Origin of the sequence: Sphingomicrobium arenosum, from assembly GCF_026157085.1 — a bacterium.
GTDB lineage: Bacteria > Pseudomonadota > Alphaproteobacteria > Sphingomonadales > Sphingomonadaceae > Sphingomicrobium > Sphingomicrobium arenosum.
Window position 1 is genome coordinate 985281 of record NZ_JANPVN010000001.1, and the last position, 20172, is coordinate 1005452.

23 protein-coding genes and 2 tRNA genes are annotated in these 20172 nt (G+C 66.7%); 15 read left to right on the top strand and 10 right to left on the bottom strand.

Annotated elements, in window-relative coordinates; all coding sequences use genetic code 11:
* Positions 1-129 precede the first annotated feature (129 nt).
* From NUW51_RS04695 to NUW51_RS04710, 4 genes are all read left to right on the top strand, one after another.
* On the top strand, positions 130-315 hold the full coding sequence (locus tag NUW51_RS04695; RefSeq protein WP_265563203.1) for a hypothetical protein: 186 nt from the start codon (positions 130-132) through the stop codon (positions 313-315).
* Positions 312-617 carry a cell division protein ZapA gene (locus NUW51_RS04700; protein WP_265563205.1) on the top strand — a complete coding sequence of 102 codons (306 nt, stop codon included), beginning with the start codon at positions 312-314 and terminating at the stop codon, positions 615-617. The genes NUW51_RS04695 and NUW51_RS04700 overlap by 4 nt, the downstream gene beginning before the upstream one ends.
* Positions 618-772: 155 nt before the next feature.
* A complete protein-coding gene (locus tag NUW51_RS04705; protein ID WP_265563208.1) occupies positions 773-1375 on the top strand; it encodes a 5-formyltetrahydrofolate cyclo-ligase in 603 nt (200 codons plus the stop codon).
* A complete protein-coding gene (locus NUW51_RS04710; protein WP_265563210.1) occupies positions 1365-1586 on the top strand; it encodes a DUF2842 domain-containing protein in 222 nt (73 codons plus the stop codon). The genes NUW51_RS04705 and NUW51_RS04710 overlap by 11 nt, the downstream gene beginning before the upstream one ends.
* Positions 1587-1697: 111 nt before the next feature.
* Here NUW51_RS04710 and NUW51_RS04715 read toward each other — a convergent pair.
* The 4 genes from NUW51_RS04715 to NUW51_RS04730 all read right to left on the bottom strand — a co-directional run bounded on the left by NUW51_RS04715 (position 1698) and on the right by NUW51_RS04730 (position 4191).
* Positions 1698-1774 (bottom strand) — tRNA-Asp (locus tag NUW51_RS04715).
* Positions 1775-1829: 55 nt separating this feature from the next.
* Positions 1830-2987 (bottom strand): AI-2E family transporter, encoded by a 1158-nt coding sequence (locus tag NUW51_RS04720; protein ID WP_265563212.1) that lies wholly within the window; start codon positions 2985-2987, stop codon positions 1830-1832.
* A gap of 111 nt (positions 2988-3098) precedes the next feature.
* Positions 3099-3743, bottom strand: coding sequence for an outer membrane protein (locus tag NUW51_RS04725; RefSeq protein WP_265563213.1), 645 nt, complete (start codon positions 3741-3743; stop codon positions 3099-3101).
* A gap of 363 nt (positions 3744-4106) precedes the next feature.
* Positions 4107-4191 (bottom strand) — tRNA-Leu (locus NUW51_RS04730).
* Positions 4192-4279: 88 nt separating this feature from the next.
* On the opposite strand from NUW51_RS04730, the gene NUW51_RS04735 reads away from it, so the two are divergent.
* Positions 4280-4840 (top strand): hypothetical protein, encoded by a 561-nt coding sequence (locus NUW51_RS04735; RefSeq protein WP_265563215.1) that lies wholly within the window; start codon positions 4280-4282, stop codon positions 4838-4840.
* 9 nt (positions 4841-4849) lie between these two features.
* On the opposite strand, the gene NUW51_RS04740 is transcribed toward NUW51_RS04735, so the two are convergent.
* Positions 4850-6358 carry a YifB family Mg chelatase-like AAA ATPase gene (locus NUW51_RS04740; RefSeq protein WP_265563218.1) on the bottom strand — a complete coding sequence of 503 codons (1509 nt, stop codon included), beginning with the start codon at positions 6356-6358 and terminating at the stop codon, positions 4850-4852.
* A gap of 155 nt (positions 6359-6513) precedes the next feature.
* Here NUW51_RS04740 and NUW51_RS04745 point away from each other — a divergent pair, with 155 nt between their 5' ends.
* The 6 genes from NUW51_RS04745 to yihA all read left to right on the top strand — a co-directional run bounded on the left by NUW51_RS04745 (position 6514) and on the right by yihA (position 10062).
* Positions 6514-6849 carry a hypothetical protein gene (locus NUW51_RS04745; RefSeq protein WP_265563219.1) on the top strand — a complete coding sequence of 112 codons (336 nt, stop codon included), beginning with the start codon at positions 6514-6516 and terminating at the stop codon, positions 6847-6849.
* Between the two features lie 132 nt (positions 6850-6981).
* Positions 6982-7116: a 50S ribosomal protein L34 gene (gene rpmH, locus NUW51_RS04750; RefSeq protein ID WP_244383234.1), complete on the top strand. Its 135-nt coding sequence runs from the start codon at positions 6982-6984 to the stop codon at positions 7114-7116.
* A gap of 8 nt (positions 7117-7124) precedes the next feature.
* Entirely contained in the window at positions 7125-7445 is a 321-nt protein-coding gene (gene rnpA, locus NUW51_RS04755) for a ribonuclease P protein component (protein ID WP_265587929.1), read from the top strand.
* The gene (gene yidD, locus NUW51_RS04760; RefSeq protein ID WP_265563221.1) at positions 7442-7654 is read left to right on the top strand and encodes a membrane protein insertion efficiency factor YidD; all 213 of its coding nucleotides are present in this window, start codon (positions 7442-7444) and stop codon (positions 7652-7654) included. The genes rnpA and yidD overlap by 4 nt, the downstream gene beginning before the upstream one ends.
* A gap of 18 nt (positions 7655-7672) precedes the next feature.
* On the top strand, positions 7673-9439 hold the full coding sequence (yidC, locus tag NUW51_RS04765; RefSeq protein ID WP_265563223.1) for a membrane protein insertase YidC: 1767 nt from the start codon (positions 7673-7675) through the stop codon (positions 9437-9439).
* Complete coding sequence (gene yihA, locus NUW51_RS04770; protein WP_265563225.1) at positions 9436-10062, top strand: ribosome biogenesis GTP-binding protein YihA/YsxC; 627 nt, start codon at positions 9436-9438, stop codon at positions 10060-10062. Before yidC ends, yihA begins: the two co-directional genes overlap by 4 nt.
* Before the next feature lie 6 nt (positions 10063-10068).
* Here the strand turns inward: yihA and NUW51_RS04775 are convergent, their stop codons facing one another.
* Complete coding sequence (locus NUW51_RS04775) at positions 10069-11658, bottom strand: glycosyltransferase family 39 protein (protein WP_265563227.1); 1590 nt, start codon at positions 11656-11658, stop codon at positions 10069-10071.
* Positions 11659-11751: 93 nt separating this feature from the next.
* On the opposite strand from NUW51_RS04775, the gene NUW51_RS04780 reads away from it, so the two are divergent.
* Positions 11752-12411 carry a glutathione S-transferase family protein gene (locus NUW51_RS04780; RefSeq protein ID WP_265563229.1) on the top strand — a complete coding sequence of 220 codons (660 nt, stop codon included), beginning with the start codon at positions 11752-11754 and terminating at the stop codon, positions 12409-12411.
* A complete protein-coding gene (dapE, locus tag NUW51_RS04785) occupies positions 12408-13535 on the top strand; it encodes a succinyl-diaminopimelate desuccinylase (protein WP_265563231.1) in 1128 nt (375 codons plus the stop codon). Before NUW51_RS04780 ends, dapE begins: the two co-directional genes overlap by 4 nt.
* A 4-nt stretch (positions 13536-13539) precedes the next feature.
* On the opposite strand, the gene NUW51_RS04790 is transcribed toward dapE, so the two are convergent.
* The 4 genes from NUW51_RS04790 to NUW51_RS04805 all read right to left on the bottom strand — a co-directional run bounded on the left by NUW51_RS04790 (position 13540) and on the right by NUW51_RS04805 (position 17742).
* A complete protein-coding gene (locus tag NUW51_RS04790; RefSeq protein ID WP_265563233.1) occupies positions 13540-15249 on the bottom strand; it encodes a putative bifunctional diguanylate cyclase/phosphodiesterase in 1710 nt (569 codons plus the stop codon).
* A gap of 99 nt (positions 15250-15348) precedes the next feature.
* Complete coding sequence (locus tag NUW51_RS04795) at positions 15349-15936, bottom strand: Smr/MutS family protein (protein ID WP_322597076.1); 588 nt, start codon at positions 15934-15936, stop codon at positions 15349-15351.
* Positions 15917-17095 carry a murein transglycosylase A gene (gene mltA, locus NUW51_RS04800; RefSeq protein WP_265563237.1) on the bottom strand — a complete coding sequence of 393 codons (1179 nt, stop codon included), beginning with the start codon at positions 17093-17095 and terminating at the stop codon, positions 15917-15919. The genes NUW51_RS04795 and mltA overlap by 20 nt, the downstream gene beginning before the upstream one ends.
* Positions 17092-17742, bottom strand: coding sequence for a Tim44/TimA family putative adaptor protein (locus NUW51_RS04805; RefSeq protein ID WP_265563239.1), 651 nt, complete (start codon positions 17740-17742; stop codon positions 17092-17094). Before NUW51_RS04805 ends, mltA begins: the two co-directional genes overlap by 4 nt.
* Positions 17743-18076: 334 nt before the next feature.
* Here NUW51_RS04805 and secB point away from each other — a divergent pair, with 334 nt between their 5' ends.
* Together secB and murJ are read left to right on the top strand one after the other, a co-directional pair.
* Positions 18077-18580, top strand: a complete 504-nt coding sequence (gene secB / locus NUW51_RS04810) for a protein-export chaperone SecB (RefSeq protein WP_265587930.1) — start codon at positions 18077-18079, stop codon at positions 18578-18580.
* A gap of 18 nt (positions 18581-18598) precedes the next feature.
* A complete protein-coding gene (murJ, locus tag NUW51_RS04815) occupies positions 18599-20170 on the top strand; it encodes a murein biosynthesis integral membrane protein MurJ (protein ID WP_265563241.1) in 1572 nt (523 codons plus the stop codon).
* The last annotated feature ends 2 nt before the right edge of the window (positions 20171-20172 follow it).

Genomic DNA, 20172 nt, shown 5'->3' on the forward strand with positions numbered 1-20172 from the left:
CGGGCGCCCACCCCTCTACGCGCCGCTATTGCTCCCTCGCGGCCAGTCGTCAACCATGTGGGAGCGCTCCCTTCACCCTTTTTGGGACTTCGCTTGGCAATCCACGGCCCGAGCGCTAGGCGTTTAACCATGTCGTCCGACCGCCTCTCCGCCGCGCTTGCCCGCGCCGAAACCGCCTGCGAGCGGATCGACGGGGCGATGGCGCGGATCGAGAAACAGTCCGAACGCGACGATGCCCTGCGCGAGGACGTGCGCGCCGCGCTCGCCGAGCTCGACCAGCTCATCGCCGCCCGTGAAAACGAGGATGCCGCATGAGCGAGGTTACCCTCCACATCAACGGCCGCGACTATAAGGTCCGCGCCCGCGACGGCGAGGAGGAACAGCTGGTGCGCGCCGGCCATCTCGTCGAACAGCGCTGCAACGACGCGCGCTCGGCCATGGGCACCCTGTCCGACGCCAGCCTCTATTTCTACGCCGCCCTCATGCTCGCCGACGACCTCGCGGGCGGCAAGAGTGCCGCGCCCGTACAAGAGGACGAAGCGACCGCCGCCCGCGCCGAAGCCCTCGCCGACCGGCTGGAGGCCATCGCAATTCGCCTTGAGAAGGCGGCCCGCTAGGCCTACATGGGGTCTGACGGGTACTGCCGGGCACGAGCCACGACTATCCCTGAGGCTTTCTACATCCTAGGGAGCTGTCCCTACCTGGACCCTGGTCCGGGATATATGGCGCCCACCTGACGTTCTGGCGTCAGAGGATTAAGAGGCAAACGACCATGGCGGTCCCGTCACCCGAACATCTGGCCCCCGATGCCACCAAGCAGGACATCCGGCGATCCTTGCGCGAGGAACGTCGCCAGTTCGTCTGCAATCTCGAGCCCTCGACCCGCCATGCGCTCGAGGAGCAGCTCGCCGAGCTCATCGCTCCCATGCTCGCCAGCGCGCGCGTCATCGGTGCCTATTCGCCCATCGGCGGCGAGATCAGCCCGCTGCCCGCGCTCGCCCGCGCCAAGCGGCTGGGGCGGACCATCGCTTATCCCACCTTCGAGGGCGACAACGACCATTTCATCTATCGCGCGGGCGAACCCGATATCCCTGGGCCGCATCGCATCAACCAGCCGCGCCCGACCTGCCCCGAGGCTTCCCCCGACCTCGTCCTCATCCCGCTGCTCGCGGTGGGCAATCGCGGCTATCGCATCGGCCAGGGCGCCGGCCATTTCGACCGCGTCCTGCCGCATCTCCACGGTGCGCGCTTCGTCGGGCTGGGCTGGCAGATGCAACGCCTCGACCAGGACCTGCCGCACGACGAATGGGACGTGCCGCTCCACTATTTCGTCACCCCCCGCGGCATCGAGGATTTCACCACCGATGGACAATGAAGTGCACGAGCCCAAGTCGCGCGTCGCCATCGGCATCGCGCTCATCCTCGCCTGGCTCACCGCCTATGTCGTGGTCGCGCTTCTTTTCTTCGACCTCATCGCCGGCTGGCCCGCGCTCGCGCAAATGCCCTTCTTCCTCGTCATCGGCATCGCCTGGATCGCGCCGTTGAAGCCCCTCCTCGCCTGGATGGAAACCGGCCACCAGCGCTAGTCGCCGCAGCCTTCGCCACAAACGAAAAAAGCCCCGAGCAATCGGAGCCTTTTATCATTCGATCTGTTCGAAGACCAAGCCGTGCGAATGGGCCACTTCCCTCAGGGCAAGTGGCGCGAGTGACGGGACTCGAACCCGCGACCTCCGGCGTGACAGGCCGGCGCTCTAACCAACTGAGCTACACCCGCATCGGCTTGGTGGCGGCGAACTATGACAGGCTCGCCCACCTGTCAAACACTAATTTCAATCTTTTTCCTCTTCCTCGCCGACATGGGTCAACGTGCCATGCTCGAACAGGAAACCGGCGATGTCGGGCGTGCCTGCCGCGGCGAAAACGGTTTTAATGATGATGAGCAAGGGCACCGCCAGAAGCGCACCGAGGAAGCCCCAGATCCACAGCCAGAAACTCAATGAAATCAGGATCAGCAGCGGCGACAGGCTGACCCTTTTGCCGACCACCATCGGGGTGATCACATTGGCCTCGAGGTTGTGCAGCACGATGAACACCAGCGGCGGCAGCATCGCGGCCCATACGTCGACGAAGCTCATCAATCCTCCGATCGCCAGCAGGATCGCGGCGAAGATCGGCCCGAGATAAGGGATGAAATTGGTCACCGCGACGATCCCGCCCCACATGATCGGGCTGTCCATGCCGAGCGCCCACAGGATGAGCGCGGTCAGCGTGCCCAGCGTCACGTTGATGAAGGTGATAGTGCCGATGTAGGTCGAGGTCGCATCGACGACCTGCTGGATCACCCGCGCCGTCGTCAGCGCGCCCTCGAAGCTGCCGCGGCTGGTGATGGTACGCTCGCGCATCCGCGTCCAGCGCGACAGGAAGAAGAAGATCACCAGCATCGCGAAGAACATCTGCACGATCGCCACCGGCGCCGAGGTCGCGAACAGGTCGAGCAGCGAATCGGGTGTCGTCAGCGTGACGCTGGCCTGTTCGCCGCCCGACACGGCGATATCGTCGAAGATGCCCTCGATGAACGCTTCGAGCTGCGCATAATATTGCATGATCGGCAGCACCGTTTCGCGGATGCGGTCGATCCGCTCGGGGATCAGCGCGAAATAGTCGATCGCGGGCAGCACGATCGAGGCGATGACGAAGGCGGCGAAGGCGATGAACAGCAGCAGCGACACGATTGCCGCCAGCCCGCTGGGAACGCCGCGCCGCTCGAACCATTCGAGCACCGGCACCAGCGCGATGGCGATCACCATCGCCGCCGTCACCGGCAGGAAGAATTCCGCCCCCGCCTGCAATGCGAAGGGCAAGGCGAACAGGAAGCCCGCCCCCAGCACCAGCGCGATCGCGGCCAGGAGCCGCACCCGCTTCACCTCGAGCGTATGGCTGTCCTGATATTCGATCGGGGCATCGGGATATTGGTGCGGCTCGGCCATTTCGGCAGCGTAGCGAGCGCGCTCCAAGCCGCAAGTGACAAAGTGGATGACGAAGCGGGGAAAGGTCGCCCCTCCCCCGCTCCTGTCATCGCATCATCGTGTCGAGGCCGGTCAGAAGCGAAGACCGATCCCCGCGAGCAGCTGGAGGCGGTGGCCGAAGGCCCGCCCCACCAGGCCGTTGCCGAGGTCGTAATCCTCGTCCGAATAGCGCGTGTAGAGCGCCTCGGCCTTGAAATAGGTGCCGGTCTCCATCGCCACCTCGCCGCCGAGGCCGGCATGCCAGCCGCCGCGGTTGACGCTCCCGGTCGTGGTCGTCGTCTCGCCCATCACCGTCTCGGTCGCCTCGCCCTCGAGCCGACCATTGCTATAGCCGCCCTTGGCATAGAGCCCCGTGCCGGGATTGAGCGCGACGCCCAAGCGCAGGCCGACCCCGATGTTGCGCCCGGCTTCGAGCGAATAGACGTCCCCGTCGTCGACTTCCTCATAGCCGGCGGTGGAGAAATCCAGATTGGCATAAGGGCCGACGAACAGATTGCCGCCGAGGCCGACATCGTAACCGACCTCGCCGCCATAGGAGAGGCCGCTTTCGCTTTCCTCGATCAGCAGGGCGTCGATCCCATCAGACACCTCGACCCCCAGTTCGAACTGGTCGAGACCGGCACGGACCTCGACGCGCGCCCCGTTGATGTCCTGCGCCTGCGCGGCGGCAGGCACGAAAGATGCCGCGACAGCGGCGGCAATGATCGATTTTTTCATGGAGAGATCCAAAAAGGCAGGCGGCCCGATTGCCGCTGCCTCCCGAATATAAAATGCGGCGAAACGAAGCGTGACGGAATAACGCCGCCGTTGGTCGAAGGGCCCAACGACTGGGCGCAGATGAAACGACCGTTTCGCGCCATTATCGAGAAGGCGCCCCCGCTCCACCGATGTGGCAGCACGGACACAGCATCTCGAGCGCGCCCCCTCAGGCCCCAGCTGATTCGCCGCGATCGAGCGCAAACGGCTCACCCATCCGTCGCCCCAGCGAAGGCTGGGGCCCATGCCATGACGAGAAAGCGCAAGCCTCCGCTGCGCTCTGGACCAGCCGGAAGACAGTCCCCCGGACTGTCTTCTTTCGGCTGGTACCTCCGGCCGGACTCGAACCGGCACTTCGTAAGAAAATCGATTTTGAGTCGATCGCGTCTACCAATTCCGCCACGGAGGCAGATACCAGCGGACCCGCCGCCTAGCCCAGCTGGGCAAGTCGTGCAACAGCCTTGCCTCGACAGCCTGCGCGGGCGCAGGATCGCGCCATGACGGGCTACCTTCTTCTCTTCCTCGTCGTCTTCGGCAACAACCTCCTGCCCGCCTTCGGCCCGCCGACCTGGTCGCTGCTCGTCTATGTCACGCTCAGCAGCGGGCTCGATCCCCTCGTCATGGTGCCGATCGGCGCCGCGGCCGCCGCCGCCGGACGCTTCTGCCTCGCGCTCAGCTTTCGCCATTTCGCCACCCGCCTGTCGGACAAGAGCCGCGCCAATCTCGCGCAGGCCCGCGCCGCGCTTGAAGCGCGCCGCCATCGCAGCCTCCTCGCGCTCGGCCTGTTCGCGCTATCGCCCCTTCCCTCGGCCCAGCTGTTCGCCGCCGCGGGCATGGCGGGCGTGCGCCTCCTGCCCTTCACGATCGCCTTCTTCGCTGGCCGGCTCGTCTCCTACAGCCTCTATGTCTGGGGTGCATCGACGCTGCGCGCCTCCAGCCTCGGCGACACGTTGCTCGCCCATCTCACCGATCCGCTCGCCATCGCGCTCCAGCTCCTCCTTCTCGGCTTCCTCGTCGCCATGACCCGGGTCGACTGGAGCCGCTTCATCCCGCGTTAGGGCGGCCCCTCAATTGCGCGGCGGCTGGTGGCGATAGCTCAGTGCCTCGGCGACATGGATGCGCCCGACCGTTTCCGCGCCTGCCAGGTCGGCGATCGTCCGCGCCACCTTCAGCACGCGGTGATAGGCCCTCGCCGACAAGCGCATCGCCCCCGCTGCCTCGGTCAGCAGCCGCTGCCCCGCCTCATCGGGTTTGCCATGCGCCTCGATCGCGTCGGCGCTCGCCTCGGCATTGGTGCGAAAGCCTGTCTCGACATAGCGCGCCACCTGCACCGCCCGCGCCCGCGCCACGCGCGCCGCGACGTCCTCGCTCCCTTCAGATGGCGGCGGCAGCGTCAGGTCCATCGCGCTCACCGCGGCCACCTCGACATGCAGGTCGATCCGGTCGAGCAGCGGTCCCGAGATTTTCGCCTGATAATCCGCCGCACAGCGCGGCGCCCTCGAACAGGCCAGCGCCGGATCACCGAGATGCCCGCAGCGGCACGGGTTCATCGCCGCCACCAGCTGCACCCGCGCGGGAAAGGTCAGGTGCGCATTGGCCCGCGCCACGCTGACCGTCCCCGTCTCCAGCGGCTGGCGCAGCGAATCGAGCGTCGCGCGCTGGAATTCGGGCAGTTCGTCGAGGAAAAGCACGCCGAGATGCGCCAGGCTGATCTCCCCCGGCTTCACCTTCAAGCCGCCGCCGACCAGCGCCGGCATGCTCGCACTATGATGCGGGTCGCGAAACGGTCGCCGCCGTTTCAGCCTGCCGCCCTCCAGCGTCCCCGCCACGCTCGCGATCATCGACACCTCGAGCGCCTCCGAGGGCTCCAGCGGCGGCAGGATCGAGGGCAGGCAGCTCGCCAGCAGCGATTTGCCCGACCCCGGCGGTCCGCTCATCAGCAGATTATGTCCCCCGGCCGCCGCGATCTCGAGCGCGCGCTTGGGCGTCTCCTGCCCCTTCACGCTCCGGAGGTCGGGCCCGCCCGCCACGTCCTCGGCCTCGCCCGCCAGCGGCATCTCGAGCGGCTCGGTGCCCTTGAAATGGCTAAGCAGCCCCATGAGGTCGCGCGGCGCGATCACCTCGACCTCGCCCGCCCAGCGCGCTTCCGATCCCTGGTCGTAGGGACAGATCAGTCCCATGTCGCGCCCGCTCGCATGCATCGCCGCTAGCAGGACGCCGGGGCTCGCCGCGATGCGCCCGTCCAGCCCCAGTTCGCCGACCGCGACATAATGCGCCAGCATCTCGGCATCGACGACCCCCATCGCCGCCAGCAGCCCTAGCGCGATCGGCAGGTCGAAATGCGAACCTTCCTTGGGCAGGTCGGCGGGCGACAGGTTGACCGTCACCCGCTTGGGCGGCAGCGCCAGCCCGATCGCCGACAAGGCCGAGCGCACCCGCTCGCGGCTCTCGGCCACCGCCTTGTCGGGCAGCCCGACGATGATGAAATTGGGAATACCGGCGGACAGCTGGACCTGGCACTCGACGCTCCGCGCCTCGAGCCCCAGATAGGCGACCGTATCGACGATCGCGACCATCAGTTCACGCCCTCGCGGGCCACGACAAATTCGGGCAACATTCCCCCTGGCTTCGGCCTCGTTACCCTAGCGTATCGACCGGCGCTGGCAAGTATTGCGCATGTTCGTCGAAAAAGCCGCGCGGGTGCCTTGAGAGAATCACCCGCAGTCGCCACATGAGCCTCATGGGTGGGAAGCCGAAAAAATGGATCGATCAGGATCCCTGGCGCACGGTCGTCTTCGTGGCGGGCGTCCTGACCATTGTCGTCTCGCCCGTGGTCGGCGTGCTGCCGGGACCGGGCGGGCTTTTCGTCTTCGCCTTCGGCCTTGCCCTGTGCCTGCGCACCAGCCGATGGGCGCGCCGCCAATATGTCCGCTTCAAGCGCTGGCAACCCGAAGCCGGGCGCTGGGCCGACCTCGGCCTCAGGCGCAAGTCCGCGATGCGCCGCCGCAAGCTGCGCAAGGATGGCGAGAGGGTGAAGGACGCCGCGCGCATCGAAGGCGGCGAGTGATCGGATGTTTGACTTTGCCGCCCGCGCTCGCTAATGGCGCCCCCAACGGGAGGCCGCGTCCACTCATCTGTTGGGGCGGCCCTTTTTTGTTCAATCGAATTCGAATGAATTCTCAACATCGGGATATGAGCGATGAAGCGCACTTTCCAGCCCTCCAATCTCGTCCGCAAGCGTCGTCACGGGTTCCGCACCCGCATGGCCGACGCCAGCGGTCGCAAGATCCTGGCGCGTCGCCGCGCCAAGGGCCGCAAGAAGCTCAGCGCCTGATTCAGACGATCCGGGCCCGCCGCGACTTCCTTGCCGCCAATGCGGGCAAGCGGGTCGCGTTGCCCGGCTTCGTGCTGCTGGTCCATGACCGGCGCGACGGCAGTGACGCGATCCGCGTCGGCTACACCGTCTCGAAGAAGGTCGGCAATGCGGTCACCCGCAACCGGATGAAACGCCGCCTGCGCGAACTCGCTCGGGCGGCGTTGCCGCATCTGGGAAAGCCCGGCGCCGACCATGTCATCATCGCTCGCGCCCGCGGCGTCGAACGCGACTGGGACAAGCTCGGGGCCGAGCTCGAATCGGCGCTGAAACAGGCCGCCGCGCGATGATCTCGAAAGCGCTCATCCTGATCGCCCGTGGCTGGCAAAAGGGCCCCTCGCGGATCCTCCCGCCGACCTGCCGTTTCCAGCCCAGCTGTTCGGCCTATGCGATCACCGCCTGGAAGCGCTATGGAGCCATCAAGGGCAGTTGGCTCGCCGCCAAGCGAATCTCGCGCTGCCACCCCTGGGGGGGACAGGGTCATGATCCGGTCCCGTAGAAACAACGGAAGAACCTCGTGAACGACAATCGCAACATGCTGCTCGCCATCGTGCTGAGCGCCCTCGTCCTCATCGGCTGGTCCTTCCTCGGCGACCGCTACTTCCCGACCTCGACCGAGGATGACGTCTCGATTGTCGAGGCGAGCCCCAACGACATCCCCGATGCCGGCCCGCTCGCCACCCCGGTCCCCGGCGAGGACGCCCTGCCCACGCAGGCCCCCGCCGCCGCCGAGCCCGCCGCGCCGCGCCCCGCCGACGACATCATCGCCGACGGCGGCCGCATCGCCATCGACACCCCTTCGGTCGACGGCTCGATCAACCTCACCGGCGCGCGCTTCGATGACCTCATGCTCAAGCGCCACCGCACCGAACTCGACGGCGAGGAAGAGGTCCGCCTCCTCTCGCCCGCCGGCTCGGACAGCGCCTATTTCGCGCAATATGGCTGGACCGGCGACGGCGTCGAGGTGCCCGGCACCGACACCGTCTGGACCGCCGACGGCGATACGCTGACCCCCGATCAGCCGGTCACCCTGACCTGGTCCAACGAGACTGGCCAGACCTTCATCCAGACCATCTCGGTCGATGACAATTACCTCTTCACCATCGACCAGCGCGTCGAGAACCGTTCGGGCAATGCCGTCGCCATCCGCCCCTATGCGCTGGCCAGCCGCGCCGAGCGCTCGACCGACAAAAGCTTCTGGACCGTCCACGTCGGCCCGATGGGCGTGTTCGACGATGCCGCCGACTATGACGTCGGCTATGACGAACTCGAAGAGGCCGGCCCCGCTGGCGAACGTCGCACCACCACCGGCGGCTGGCTCGGCTTCACCGACAAATATTGGCTCACCGCGCTCGTCCCCGACCAGGGCAGCCAGGTCACCGCCACCATGCGCCAGTCGGCCTCGGGCGCCTTCCAGACCGATTATATCGGCGCCCCCGTCATCCTCCAGCCCAACCAGGCCTCGACCTTCAGCGCGCGCCTCTATGCGGGCGCCAAGGAAAAGGGCCTGCTAGACAGCTACGAGGCCGCGGGCATTCCCAAGCTCTCCAAGTCCATCGACTGGGGCTGGTTCGAATGGTTCATGCGCCCGATCTTCGACCTGCTGCGCTTCCTGTTCCAGCAGACCGGCAACTTCGGCGTCGCCATCATCCTGATGACCGTGCTGGTGCGCTTCGTCCTCTATCCGCTCGCCAACAAGCAGTTCCGCTCGATGGCCGGCATGCGCCGTATCCAGCCAAAGATGAAGGCGCTGCAGGAACGCTACAAGGACGACAAGCAGCGACTCCAGCAGGAGATGCTCAAGCTCTACCAGGAGGAAAAGCTCAACCCCGCCGCGGGCTGCCTGCCGATCTTCCTGCAGATCCCCATCTTCTACGCGCTCTACAAGGTGCTGCTGGTCAGCGTCGAAATGCGCCACCAACCCTTCGCCTTGTGGCTCACCGACCTGTCGGCGCCCGATCCGCTGACGCCCGTCAACCTGTTCGGCCTGCTGCCCTTCACCCCGCCCTCGATGATCGCCATCGGCGTCCTGCCGATCCTTCTCGGGATCACCATGTGGCTCCAGTTCAAGCTCAACCCCGCGCCCATGGACCCCGTCCAGAAGCAGGTGTTCGGCATCATGCCGTGGATCCTGATGTTCGTGATGGCGCCCTTCGCGGCGGGCCTCCAGCTCTACTGGGTGGTCTCCAACATCCTCACCATCGCGCAGCAGAAATATCTCTACCACAAGTACGACCTTGAAAAGGACGGCGCCAAGGCGGGCGTGACGAGGACCGGCGGATGAGCCTCGAGGAACGCGCCCGCAAGCTCCTGACCGGCAAGGTCGAGTTCCTGCTCTCGGCGCCCGCGCTGCATTTCCTGCCCGACGCGGGCGCGCCCGAGATCGCCTTCGCGGGCCGCTCCAACGTCGGCAAGTCGAGCCTCTTGAACGCCCTCACCGGGCGCAAGAAGCTCGCGCGCGCCTCGGTCACCCCGGGGCGTACGCAGGAATTGAACTATTTCGAGGCGGGCGATCCCGTCGAGATCCGGCTCGTCGACATGCCCGGCTACGGTTTCGCCAAGGCCCCGGTGAAGGTGGTCCAGCAATGGCGCCACCTCATCAACGATTACCTGCGCGGCCGCACCACCCTGAAGCGCGCGCTGGTCCTCATCGATTCGCGGCGCGGCATCAAGGATGTCGACCGCGAGGTGATGAAGATGCTCGACGGCGCGGCGGTCAATTACAATCTCGTCCTGACCAAGGCCGACAAGATCAAGAAGTCCGAACTGGACGCGACCTTGGAGGCGGTCACCGCCGAAGCGCGCAAGCACCCCGCCGCCCACCCCGACATCCACGTCACCAGCTCGGAAAAAGGCATGGGCATCGCCAAGCTGCGCACCGCCATCCTCGCGGCGGCAGAGGCTTAGTCTGCGCTATCGACGAAACCGGCTGACCGTCATCGGGGCGTAATCGGGGCCCGCCGGTATGTAGTCGAGCCGTTCACGGCTGGCTTCGGGAAACCATTGGTCGAATGCCGCGCGCTCCGCGCCTTCGCAGTGGAAATCGATCAGCACCGCGTCCTTGATGCCTGCCGGGTCGAATAGAGGCAATTGCGCCGGGCGCTCGATCCCAGGCACGCGCAGTGCGTACACGTTGCGCCAGAAACCCTCGTGCGCCCGCTCGAACGGCAGTTCGCCATCGATCGCCTGTAACGGATAGCGACCCAGCACCGCACCTACCGCCAAGGGCGGCGGATCGCCGCGCAATCGCTCATAGATGAACGATCCTGCCGTCCAGTGCGAACAGATGACCACCCCGTCGCTTGGTTGCTCGGCCTCGACCAGCGCGACCGCACGTTCCCATTCGGGCTTGGGCCGCCCCACGCCGAAGAGCAGCATCTCGCTCGCCACGAAGGCTAGCGCGGCGAGCCCGAACTTCCAGCTCCCCGTTTGCCGAACGAATAGCGAAACCCCCAGCGACAGTCCGACGAGCATCGGCAGCAGCGTTCGTGGCAAGATCAGCGGCGTGACGAGACCGAACAGGTAAAGGCCGAGCGGATAGACGATGAGCCAGCAGATCAACAGCGGCACGGCGAGCGAACTCATCGCATGCGGCCCCGTCTTGGGCAGCTTTACGCGAATCCAGATAAGGCCCAGCAGCAAGAGCACATGACTTGCCCAGACAATCTTCAGATAGGTCGGCCAATCGGGCACCAGCGTCCCGAGCCGATTGGGGGCGACGTTGGCAGGCCCCGGACCGATCATGCGACTGACGAGGTCGGCGAACCCGAGCGCCGTCGGCTGAGCAAGCCAGTTGAACCCGCCCGATTGCGCATAATGAAAGGCGCGCCAAAGCTCGGGCGCGACGAGCCCCGCCCCTACGAGCAGCGCCCCGCCGATCTGCCACACCGGAACCGCGCGGGACTGCCACAGTCTGACGAGCACTACCGCTCCAAGCGGCGCCAGCGCGAACCAAGCCGTGACATGCGTATAGACCGCCAGCACGGCGAACCCACCGGCCCACAATAACCGCCCTGCCCGCACCTTCCCTTGAGCTGGAAATGCCAACAGCGCCGCCGCTGCCGCCAGCGTGAACAACAGGATCAGCAACGCATAGGCCCGCGCTTCCACGCTATAGTCGATGAGATCGGGAAACAGCGCGACGAACAAGGCGCACCACAATCCCGCACGCGCATCGCAGGCCGCGCGTCCGAGCCAAAAGGCCGCTCCGATCGTCGCGATCCCGGCGACAAGGCTCGGCAAGCGAACGATCCACGGCTCATATCCTGCTCCCAGCAGCGCCTTCTGGATCACGTAGTAGAGCCCGGGCGTTGGATCGACCGGCGCGAACATCAACTGGACATAAGAAAAATTGGCGATGACCAGGCTGAGCGCTTCATCGCCCCACAGGGGCTCTCGGGCCACGACCGCGATCCGCAACCCCGTCCCCAACAGAAGGATCGCGCCCAGCCACCAATGTGCCGGGACGCCCCACCATCCGTCCTGTTGTTTTGTCGCCGCCACGAAACCCTTGCCCCCTGCCCCTTGTTTTGTACCCGATCATGCGCGATGCGCCGGATCGAGCCCTTTTTCCCTCGCGAGCCCAAGGCCTATTTCATGAAGCTGATCATTGGCAACCGCGCTTATTCCTCCTGGTCGATGCGCGCCTGGCTCGCCTTGAAGGCCTCCGGCCTCGACTTCGAGGAACTGGTCGTGCCCATGTTCAACGAGGAATGGGAAAAGGCGCGGGCCGGCAATGAATTCCAGGCCTCGGGCGGCAAGGTCCCGATCCTGTGGGACGGCGACACCATCATCTGGGACAGCCTCGCCATCATCGAGACCTGCGCCGAGCGCTCCGACTATCGCTTCTGGCCCGAGGACCCCGAGCGTCGCGGCATGGCCCGTTCGATGGCCGCCGAGATGCACGCGGGCTTTCCTGCCATCCGCCGCGAGATGCCGATGAACGTGCGCAAGCGCGTCAAGGACCATATCCTCTCGCCCGACGAGATCGAGGAAGTGAACCGCCTCCTTAACCTGTGGGCGCAGGCACGCGCCCGGCGCACCGGCGATGGCGACTATCTCTTCGGCGACTGGAGCGCGGTCGACATGATGTTCGCGCCCGTCATCACCCGCTTCATCACCTACAAGGTCCCTTTGCCTCCCTTCGCGGCCCAATATGCCAGCGCCGTCCTCCACCACGCCCATGTCGTCGAGTGGATCGAGCTGGCGCAGGAAGAGCCGTGGGAAATCACCGCCTACGAACCGGAGAAACCGTGATCGACCCCGTACAGCTTGCCGCCGACCTCATCGCCGTCAAATCGGTCACCCCCGCCAAGGGCGAGGTGTTCGACGTGCTTGAAAAGGCGCTCGCGCCGCTGGGCTTCACCTGCCACCGCTTCGTGCTGGGCGAAGCGCCCGACGGGCCGACCGAGAATATGGTCGCCATCCGCGATACCGGCGTGCCCGGCACCCACTTCGCCTTCGCCGGCCATCTCGACGTCGTCCCCGCGGGCGAGGGTTGGGCGCACGATCCCTACACCCCCGTCATCGAAAACGGCATCCTCTATGGCCGCGGCGCCTGCGACATGAAGAGCGCCATCGCCGCCTTCGTCGCCGCCTTCGCCGCCAGGCTCCCCGACAAGGGCACCCAGTCGCTCCTCATCACGGGCGACGAAGAAGGCTATGCCACCTATGGCACGCCGCGCATCGTCGACTGGCTGAAAGAGCATGACGTGCGCCCCGACATGTGCCTCATCGGCGAACCCACCTCGGTCGACACCTTGGGCGACACGGTCAAGATCGGCCGCCGCGGTTCCTTGAACGTGTGGATCGAGATGCCCGGCCACCAGGGCCATGTCGCCTACCCCCATCTCGCCGACAATCCGATCCCCGCGCTCGCCCGCATCATCGCCGATCTGGACAGCTGGGTGATCGACAATGGCAACGAGGCCTTCCAGCCCTCCAATCTCGAATTCGTTGCGCTGAAGACACCGACCGATGCGTCCAACGTCATCCCCGGCGCCGCCACGGCGCAACTGAACATCCGCTTCACCAGCCTGCACAAGGGCGCCGAGCTCGCCGATGCATTGAGCGACCGCGTCCACGCCATCGAGCCCGACGCCAAGGTCACCACTCGCGTCTCGGGCGAAAGCTTCCTCACCCCGCCGGGCGAGCTTTACGACGTCGTCGTCGCCGCCATCAAGGACGAGACCGGGATCGACACCGACCTGTCGACCAAGGGCGGCACGTCCGATGGCCGCTTCCTCATCGAGATTTGCCCGGTGATCGACTTCGGCCTGCCCAATGCGACCATGCACAAGGTCGGCGAGGCCGCCGCCGTCGACGACATCCGCGCGCTCGCCCGCATCTACGAAAAGGTCATCGAAAAAGTCTTCGCCTAGTTGCTCAGGCGACGCTGTCCCCGCCCGAGGCGACGAGCCGCGGTCCCTTGCGGGTCTCGGCATTGTCGAGCCAGGTGAAGAATTCCTCCTCGCTCATCGGCGGGGCAAAGACGAAGCCCTGCACGACCTGCGCCCCCATGGTGCGAAGGATATCGGCCTGCGCCGCATTCTCGATCGCCTCGGCGACGATGTCGGCGCCCACGGCATGGATCAGCGTGATCACCGACTGGACGATGTTGCGCGCCTTTTCCGACCGGTCGATATCGACCACGATGCTGGGATCGAGCTTGACCCGATCGAGCGGCATCGAGCGCAACCGCGCGATATTCGAATAGCCCGTGCCGAAATCGTCGATCGCGATCGTCGCGCCATCGGTCCTGAGCGCCGCCATCGCCGCGATCTGTTCCTCGCTGCACCGCATCGCCGCCGTCTCGGTGAACTCCAGTTCGACGAGGCTCAGCGGCACGCCGCGCGTCTCGAACGCCTCGCGCACCCGGGCAAAGAAGTCGCCGCGCTCCAACTGGCGCGGGGACACGTTCATCGCCACCCGCCGCGCGCGCCCGCGCTCCTGCCAATGGGCGAGGATTTCGGCGGTCTCGCTCACCACCCAGTCGCCGATGTCGGTAATCACCCCGCAGCTTTCGGCGATGGCGATGAAATCGGACGGCCGCGCCACATTGCCGCGCGGGTGGTTCCAGCGCAGCAGCGCCTCGGCCCCCGTCACTTCGCCCGTGCGCAGGCTCATCTGCGGCTGCAGCGCCAACGTGAATTCGCCCCGCTCGAGCGCTTCGGTCAGCGCGCGTTCGGTCTCGATCTTGTGCGCATGGCGCTTGGCCAGCGCGTTGGAGAAGGTCACGACCTGCCCGCCGCCCATCCCCTTGGCCTGGTACATGGCGATATCGGCCGCGCGCATCAGTGCCTCGACGCTGGTCCCATGCTCGGGCGCCATCGCCACCCCGACCGAGGCGCCGATGTCGATCGAATGGCCGTGCAGTTCGAAAGGCTCGGCGATCGCCGTGCCGACGCGCCGCGCCACCCGCGAGACCTGCTCGCGCTCGACGCCCGACAGGAAGATGGTGAATTCATCGCCCGCCAGCCGTGCCACCAACGGGCGCGGCCCGCTGCCCGGATCGACATCGGCGGTGACGACGATGCGCAGCCGATTGGCCACCATCGTCAGCAATTGGTCGCCGCGCGCATGGCCGAGGCTGTCGTTGACCGCCTTGAAACGGTCGAGGTCGACGAACAGCATCGCGCACGATCCCTCGCAGGTCGCGAGCAGCTTGTCCGCTTCGCCGCGGAAATGCAGCCGGTTGGGCAACGAGGTCACCGGATCGAACATCCCCAGCGCATGGGCATTGTCGATCGAGGCGCGCACTTCGGCGAACAATTTGTCGACCGCCTGCGCCACGGCGGGCATCGTCTTCTGGACGAGCGCGGGCGCGGGGCTGGTGAGGTCGCCCTCTTCCACCGCCAGCAAGCGGTCGCCCAGCGCCGACAGCGCGCGCGCGCTTTGCGAATTGGGTCGCTCGGACGCGATATAGCAAATGAGCAGGCAGAAGGTGCCCGCCACCAGGCTGGCGACGATCTTTTCGTCGAGTTCGGTGAGGTAGAGGAGGGCCGCGAGGCTGAAGATGAACGAGGCGAGACCGGCCGCTCCGGAGAGCAGCGCATTGGCATATTTCTGTGCCCTTGCCTTGTCCATCATTGCCATCCTGCCCCCTCTTCGTCGCGGCGCCGGGCATGGCGCCACGTCTTCCGAGCGGACATTGATTTAAATCAGGAAGGTTAAGAAAGAGTCACGTTTCGACCCTTATCTGTCGTCTCCCCGACTCCGCCGCAGCACGAGATAGAGCGCGCCTCGCCCGCCATGGCGCGGCGCGGCCGGCCGCACGGCGGCGATCGCATCAGCATGACGCGAGGCCGACAGCCAGCCCTCGACCGCCGCCCTGATCTTGCCGCGCGCGATGGGCGGTTCTCCCTTGGGGGCATGGCCGGTAATCAGCAGGACCAGCCGGTCGCCAGCCGCGACCGCCGCCTCGATCCCGCGGTCGATCCGGTGCCAGGCGCCATCGAGGCTATGGCCATGCAGGTCGATCACTCGGTCGGGGGTCGACTTGCCCTGCCGCAGCCTCTTGTCCCATACCCCGTCGAGCGTCGCCTGTTGGTGCGTTCGTGTCGGCGGCGGTACGATTAACGGCGGGTCGCGGCGCACGGCGGCGGCGGCACGCGCGCGCTGGCCCGGGCTTGGCTGGGGGACCTTGGGCGGCGGCATCTTGGGCGGCGGCGCCTTTGCAGGACGGGCCGCCTCCTCAGGGGCGCGGGGTTCGCGCGACAGCGGCTCGACACTCGCCACCACCTTGGCCCACAGCGCCTTTTCCTCAGGGCGTAGCGAGCGCACGGTCAACCGCCACGCGCGGCAACAACAGCCGGGCGCGCCCATTGGACGACATCACGCCCGCCACCCGCTTGGCCGCCGCACCGGCGCCCCAGAAGGTGTCGAAGCGATTGGCGCCCTTGATCGCCCCGCCCGTATCCTGCGCGACCCACAGCCCGTCGGCGGCGTCATTGTCCATGTCGAGCCAGACCGGCGCGCCCAGCGGCACGAACTTGGGGTCCGCCGCCACGCTGCCCACCGCGACGACCGGCACGTCCAACGCCCCGCGCGGCCCCGCATCGTCCAAGGTGCGGAAAAAGACATAGCTCGGATTTTCGTTCATCAGCGCCTGCCCCCGCACCGGATCGGCGCGCAGGTAATGTTGCAGGCTGTCGAGCGTGATCGTCCCGCTCTCCATGATCCCGCGCTCGCGCAGCAGCCGTCCGATGGCGACATATTCATGCCCGTTCTGCCCGGCATAGCCGATGCGCAGCACCTCGCCGCCCGGCATGACGAGCCGCCCCGAGCCTTGGATCTGGAGGAAGAAGAGATCGACCGGATCGGCCCAGGCCAGTTCCAGCCCGCGCCCTTCCAGCGCCCCCGCCTCGATCGCGGCGCGATCGAAATAGCGCACGAAGTCGCCCTGTTCATCGACCCGTCCGCGCCCCTCGCCCGACCCATCGCTGAACGCGGCGCGGGTCAGGTCGTCGGGCAGCGCGAGCACGGGCGAGGAAAATTCGGCCGTGCGCACCGGGCTCCCCGCGATTTCGGGTTCGAAATAACCGGTCGCGAAGGCGCTGCCATCACCCACCTCGACCCAGGCGAAGCGGCTCGCGAAAAAGGCCGCTGCGCTCGACGGGGCGAGCGTCCGCGCCTCGGCGCACAGCGGCGCCCAGTCGCTCGCAACGGTCAACAGGCTCGCATCCTCGCGCGCCAGCAATTTGGGACAGGAAGTGATGAAGGCCCCCAGCGCGCGCTGCGCTTCCTCGCCGCGCGGTGTCAGGGCCGCAACGAGGCGCACTCCCGCTTCCAAGGCGGTCGCGGGCGGGGCGACATCGGCGATCGGCGCGGCCGGGGCCGTCACCGGCGGCGGCGCATCGGCCACCGGCGGGCTCGCGCTGCACGCGCCGAGCAGAAGGGCGAGCGAGGCTCCGGCGAAGCGCGCCACGCTCTTGCGGCTCATGCCTCTTCGTCGGTCTCGACGAGGATCCAATTGGGGTCGGCCGACGCCACGTCGCGGCGGAAGGTCCAGCGGTCGCGCGTCTGTACCGCATCGTCCATCGACCCGGCGACCACATTGCCTTCCGCATCGCGCGTCACCGCCGCGATATCGGCTTCGAAGCGCACCGTCAGCCCGGCGATCGAGCGATCGAGATTGGCGGCCACGATGGTGGCATGGTCGATGTGGATCAGCCGGTTGTCCAGCGTAAGGCCCTGCGCATTGCGCGCCTCGACCGCGCCGCCGAAGGCGCCGAGCACATTGTCGTCGACGAATTCTTCCACGCTCTCAAGGTCGCCCTGCCAGAATTTCTCGAGGATCATCCGATAGGCGCCCTTCGCCCCGTCGAGGAAGCGCGCCACGTCGAAGCCGGGATCGGCGGCGAGCAGCGCGCGCACGCCCGGCCCCGCCAGCGGGACATAGTTCATCGCGTCATCATCGCTAGCAGAAGCACCGGCAAGGTCGGGCTCGGGCATCAGCCCGCTGGCCTTGGGTTCGGTCTCGGGCGCCTTCACCAGCGGCTGTTCATGGCCGGTGCGTTCGCCCAGCACGCTGAACAGGCGCAGCCCGATAAACAGGGCGACGAGGGCGAGGATGACAAGTGCGGTCAAGATGAGTTTCCCAATTTCTGTTCGGCGCTCGGCCAGATGGCGGCGCTCCAGTCCACCCTAACATAGGGGTGTTAACCGGGGCTTTCAAAGGCAAAGCGTCATGGTCAACGCATGAAAGGCGCGTTGCGTCGCATCCCCCGGACTGCTAGGCGCGCAAACCAGATGTGACAAGGGGCGACCGCGAGGGTTCGCCCCCACCCAGCCCGTTAGGAAGACCGCTAATATCATGGCCGACGACAAGCCCAGCACCGACACCCCTGAAACCCCGGCGACCGATCCGCTCGCCGAGGCCAATGCCGCCGCCGCCGCGGCTGCTGCTGCCGGCCAGCAGGGCATGGATCCCGACAAGGCGCCCCAGTTCGCCAATCTCGCGCAATATGTGAAGGATTTGTCGGTCGAAAATCCCAATGCGCCCAAGAGCTTCCAATATCCCTCCAAGCCCAAGATCGACCTCGGCTTCAACATCGACGTCGTCGCGGTCGGCGAGGACGTGCACGAAGTTATCCTCAAGATCGAAGCGTCGGCCAAGGCCGACGAGGGCACCCAGTTCGTCGTCGACCTCACCTATGCCGGCGTCTTCGGCGCGCGCAACATCCCGGTCGAACAGCTGCAGCCGCTGCTGCTCGTCGAGGCCCCGCGCCTCATCTTCCCCTTCGCGCGCCAGGTGATCGCCGAGGCGACCGCCAATGCCGGCTTCCAGCCGCTGCTGCTCGAGCCGATCGACTTCGGCGCGATCTTCATGCAGCGCATGGCCGCCGCGCGCGCCCAGCAGGGTGGCGGCATGGCAACGGGCGGCGTGTCGGGCGAAGGCGCCCCCGCGCCGACCGCCGACGCCTAAGCGCGAGACGATACGCCCATGAACCTCGTCAAGGCCGGGGGCACGATCGGCGGGCTGACGCTGGTCAGCCGCATTCTCGGCTTCGTGCGCGAAATGGTCTTTTCGCGGGTCATGGGCGCGTCCGCGGCAGCGGATCTTTTCGTCTTCGCGTTCACTATCCCCAACCAGCTCCGTCGCCTTCTCGGCGAGGGCGCCTTCAGCCAGGGTTTCGTGCCCTTGTTCGCGCGCCTTGTCGGGAAGGACGGCAATCTCGACGATGCCAAGCGCTTCGCCGAGGAGGTGCAGGCGGTCTTCCTCCCCGCGCTCATCCTCATCACCGCGATTTTCGTCGTCGCCATGCCGGCGGTCGTCGCCTTCATCGCCGATGAAAGCTGGCGCGAGGATCCCGTACTCTTTGGGCAGGCCGTCGATCTCACCCGGATCACCTTCCCCTATCTCATCTTCATCGCGCTGGTCTCGCTGTTCAGCGGCATCTTGAACTCGCTGTCGCGCTTCGCCGTCGCCGCCTTCGCGCCCGCGCTCCTCAACGTGGCGCTCGTCGGCGCGCTGCTGCTGTTCGACGACGGCGGCCTCGTCACCGCGCGCGCCATGGCGTGGGGCGTCATCGCGGGCGGCGTCATCCAGCTCGCCACCCTCGTCATCGCCACGCGCCACGCGGGCCTCAAGCTCAAGCTCCTGCCCCCCAGGATGACCCCGCGGGTCAAGGAACTGCTCAAGCTCATGGTCCCCGCCACCATCGCGGCGGGCGGCTATTACATCAGCCAGCTCTTCTACCTGAAATTCGCCACCCGCCTGCCCGACGGCAGCCTCGTCTACCTCAGCCAAGCCGACAGGTTGAACCAGCTCCCGCTGGCGCTCATCGGCTCGGCCATCGGCGTCGCCATCCTCCCCGCGATCAGCCGCCATATCGGCGCCGCCGAGGCCAAGCAGGCATCGAACGTGCAAAGCCGCGCGACCGAGCTCGCCATGCTCCTCACCCTGCCCGCGACCATCGCGCTCATCGTCATCGCGGGCCCCATCATGACCACCCTGTTCGAAGGCGGCCGCTTCTCCGAGGCCGATGCCGCCACCTCGGGCCGGGTGCTGTCCTACATGGTGCTCGGCCTGCCCGCCTACGTCATGATCAAGATACTCGCCCCCGGATTCTTCGCCCGCAAGGACATGAAGACCCCCGCGATCATCACCATGGCGACCCTCGCGCTCGCCGCCGCCATCTGGTTCGGCTTCATCGACCGCGTCGGCATCGTCATCCTGCCCATCGGCACCGCCATCGCCGCCTGGGTCAATGCGCTCACGCTCTACATCCTCCTCCACCGCCGCGGCCATTTCAGCCTCGAGCCCTGGCTCGTCACGCGCCTCTTGAAGCAATTGCTGTGCGCCGCGGTCATGGCCGCCATCCTCTATCTCCTCTCGACCATGGTCTTCGCCGACTGGTTCGCCGCCGGCGCGGGCCGCCGCACCCTGGCGCTGCTCGTCACCTGCGGCGCGGGTGGCGGCGCCTATCTCGTCCTCGCCTGGATCATCGGCGCAATGGACAAGGCCGACATCCTCCTCCTCCTCGGCAAATCCAAGTTCAAGGAAGCCCAATAGTC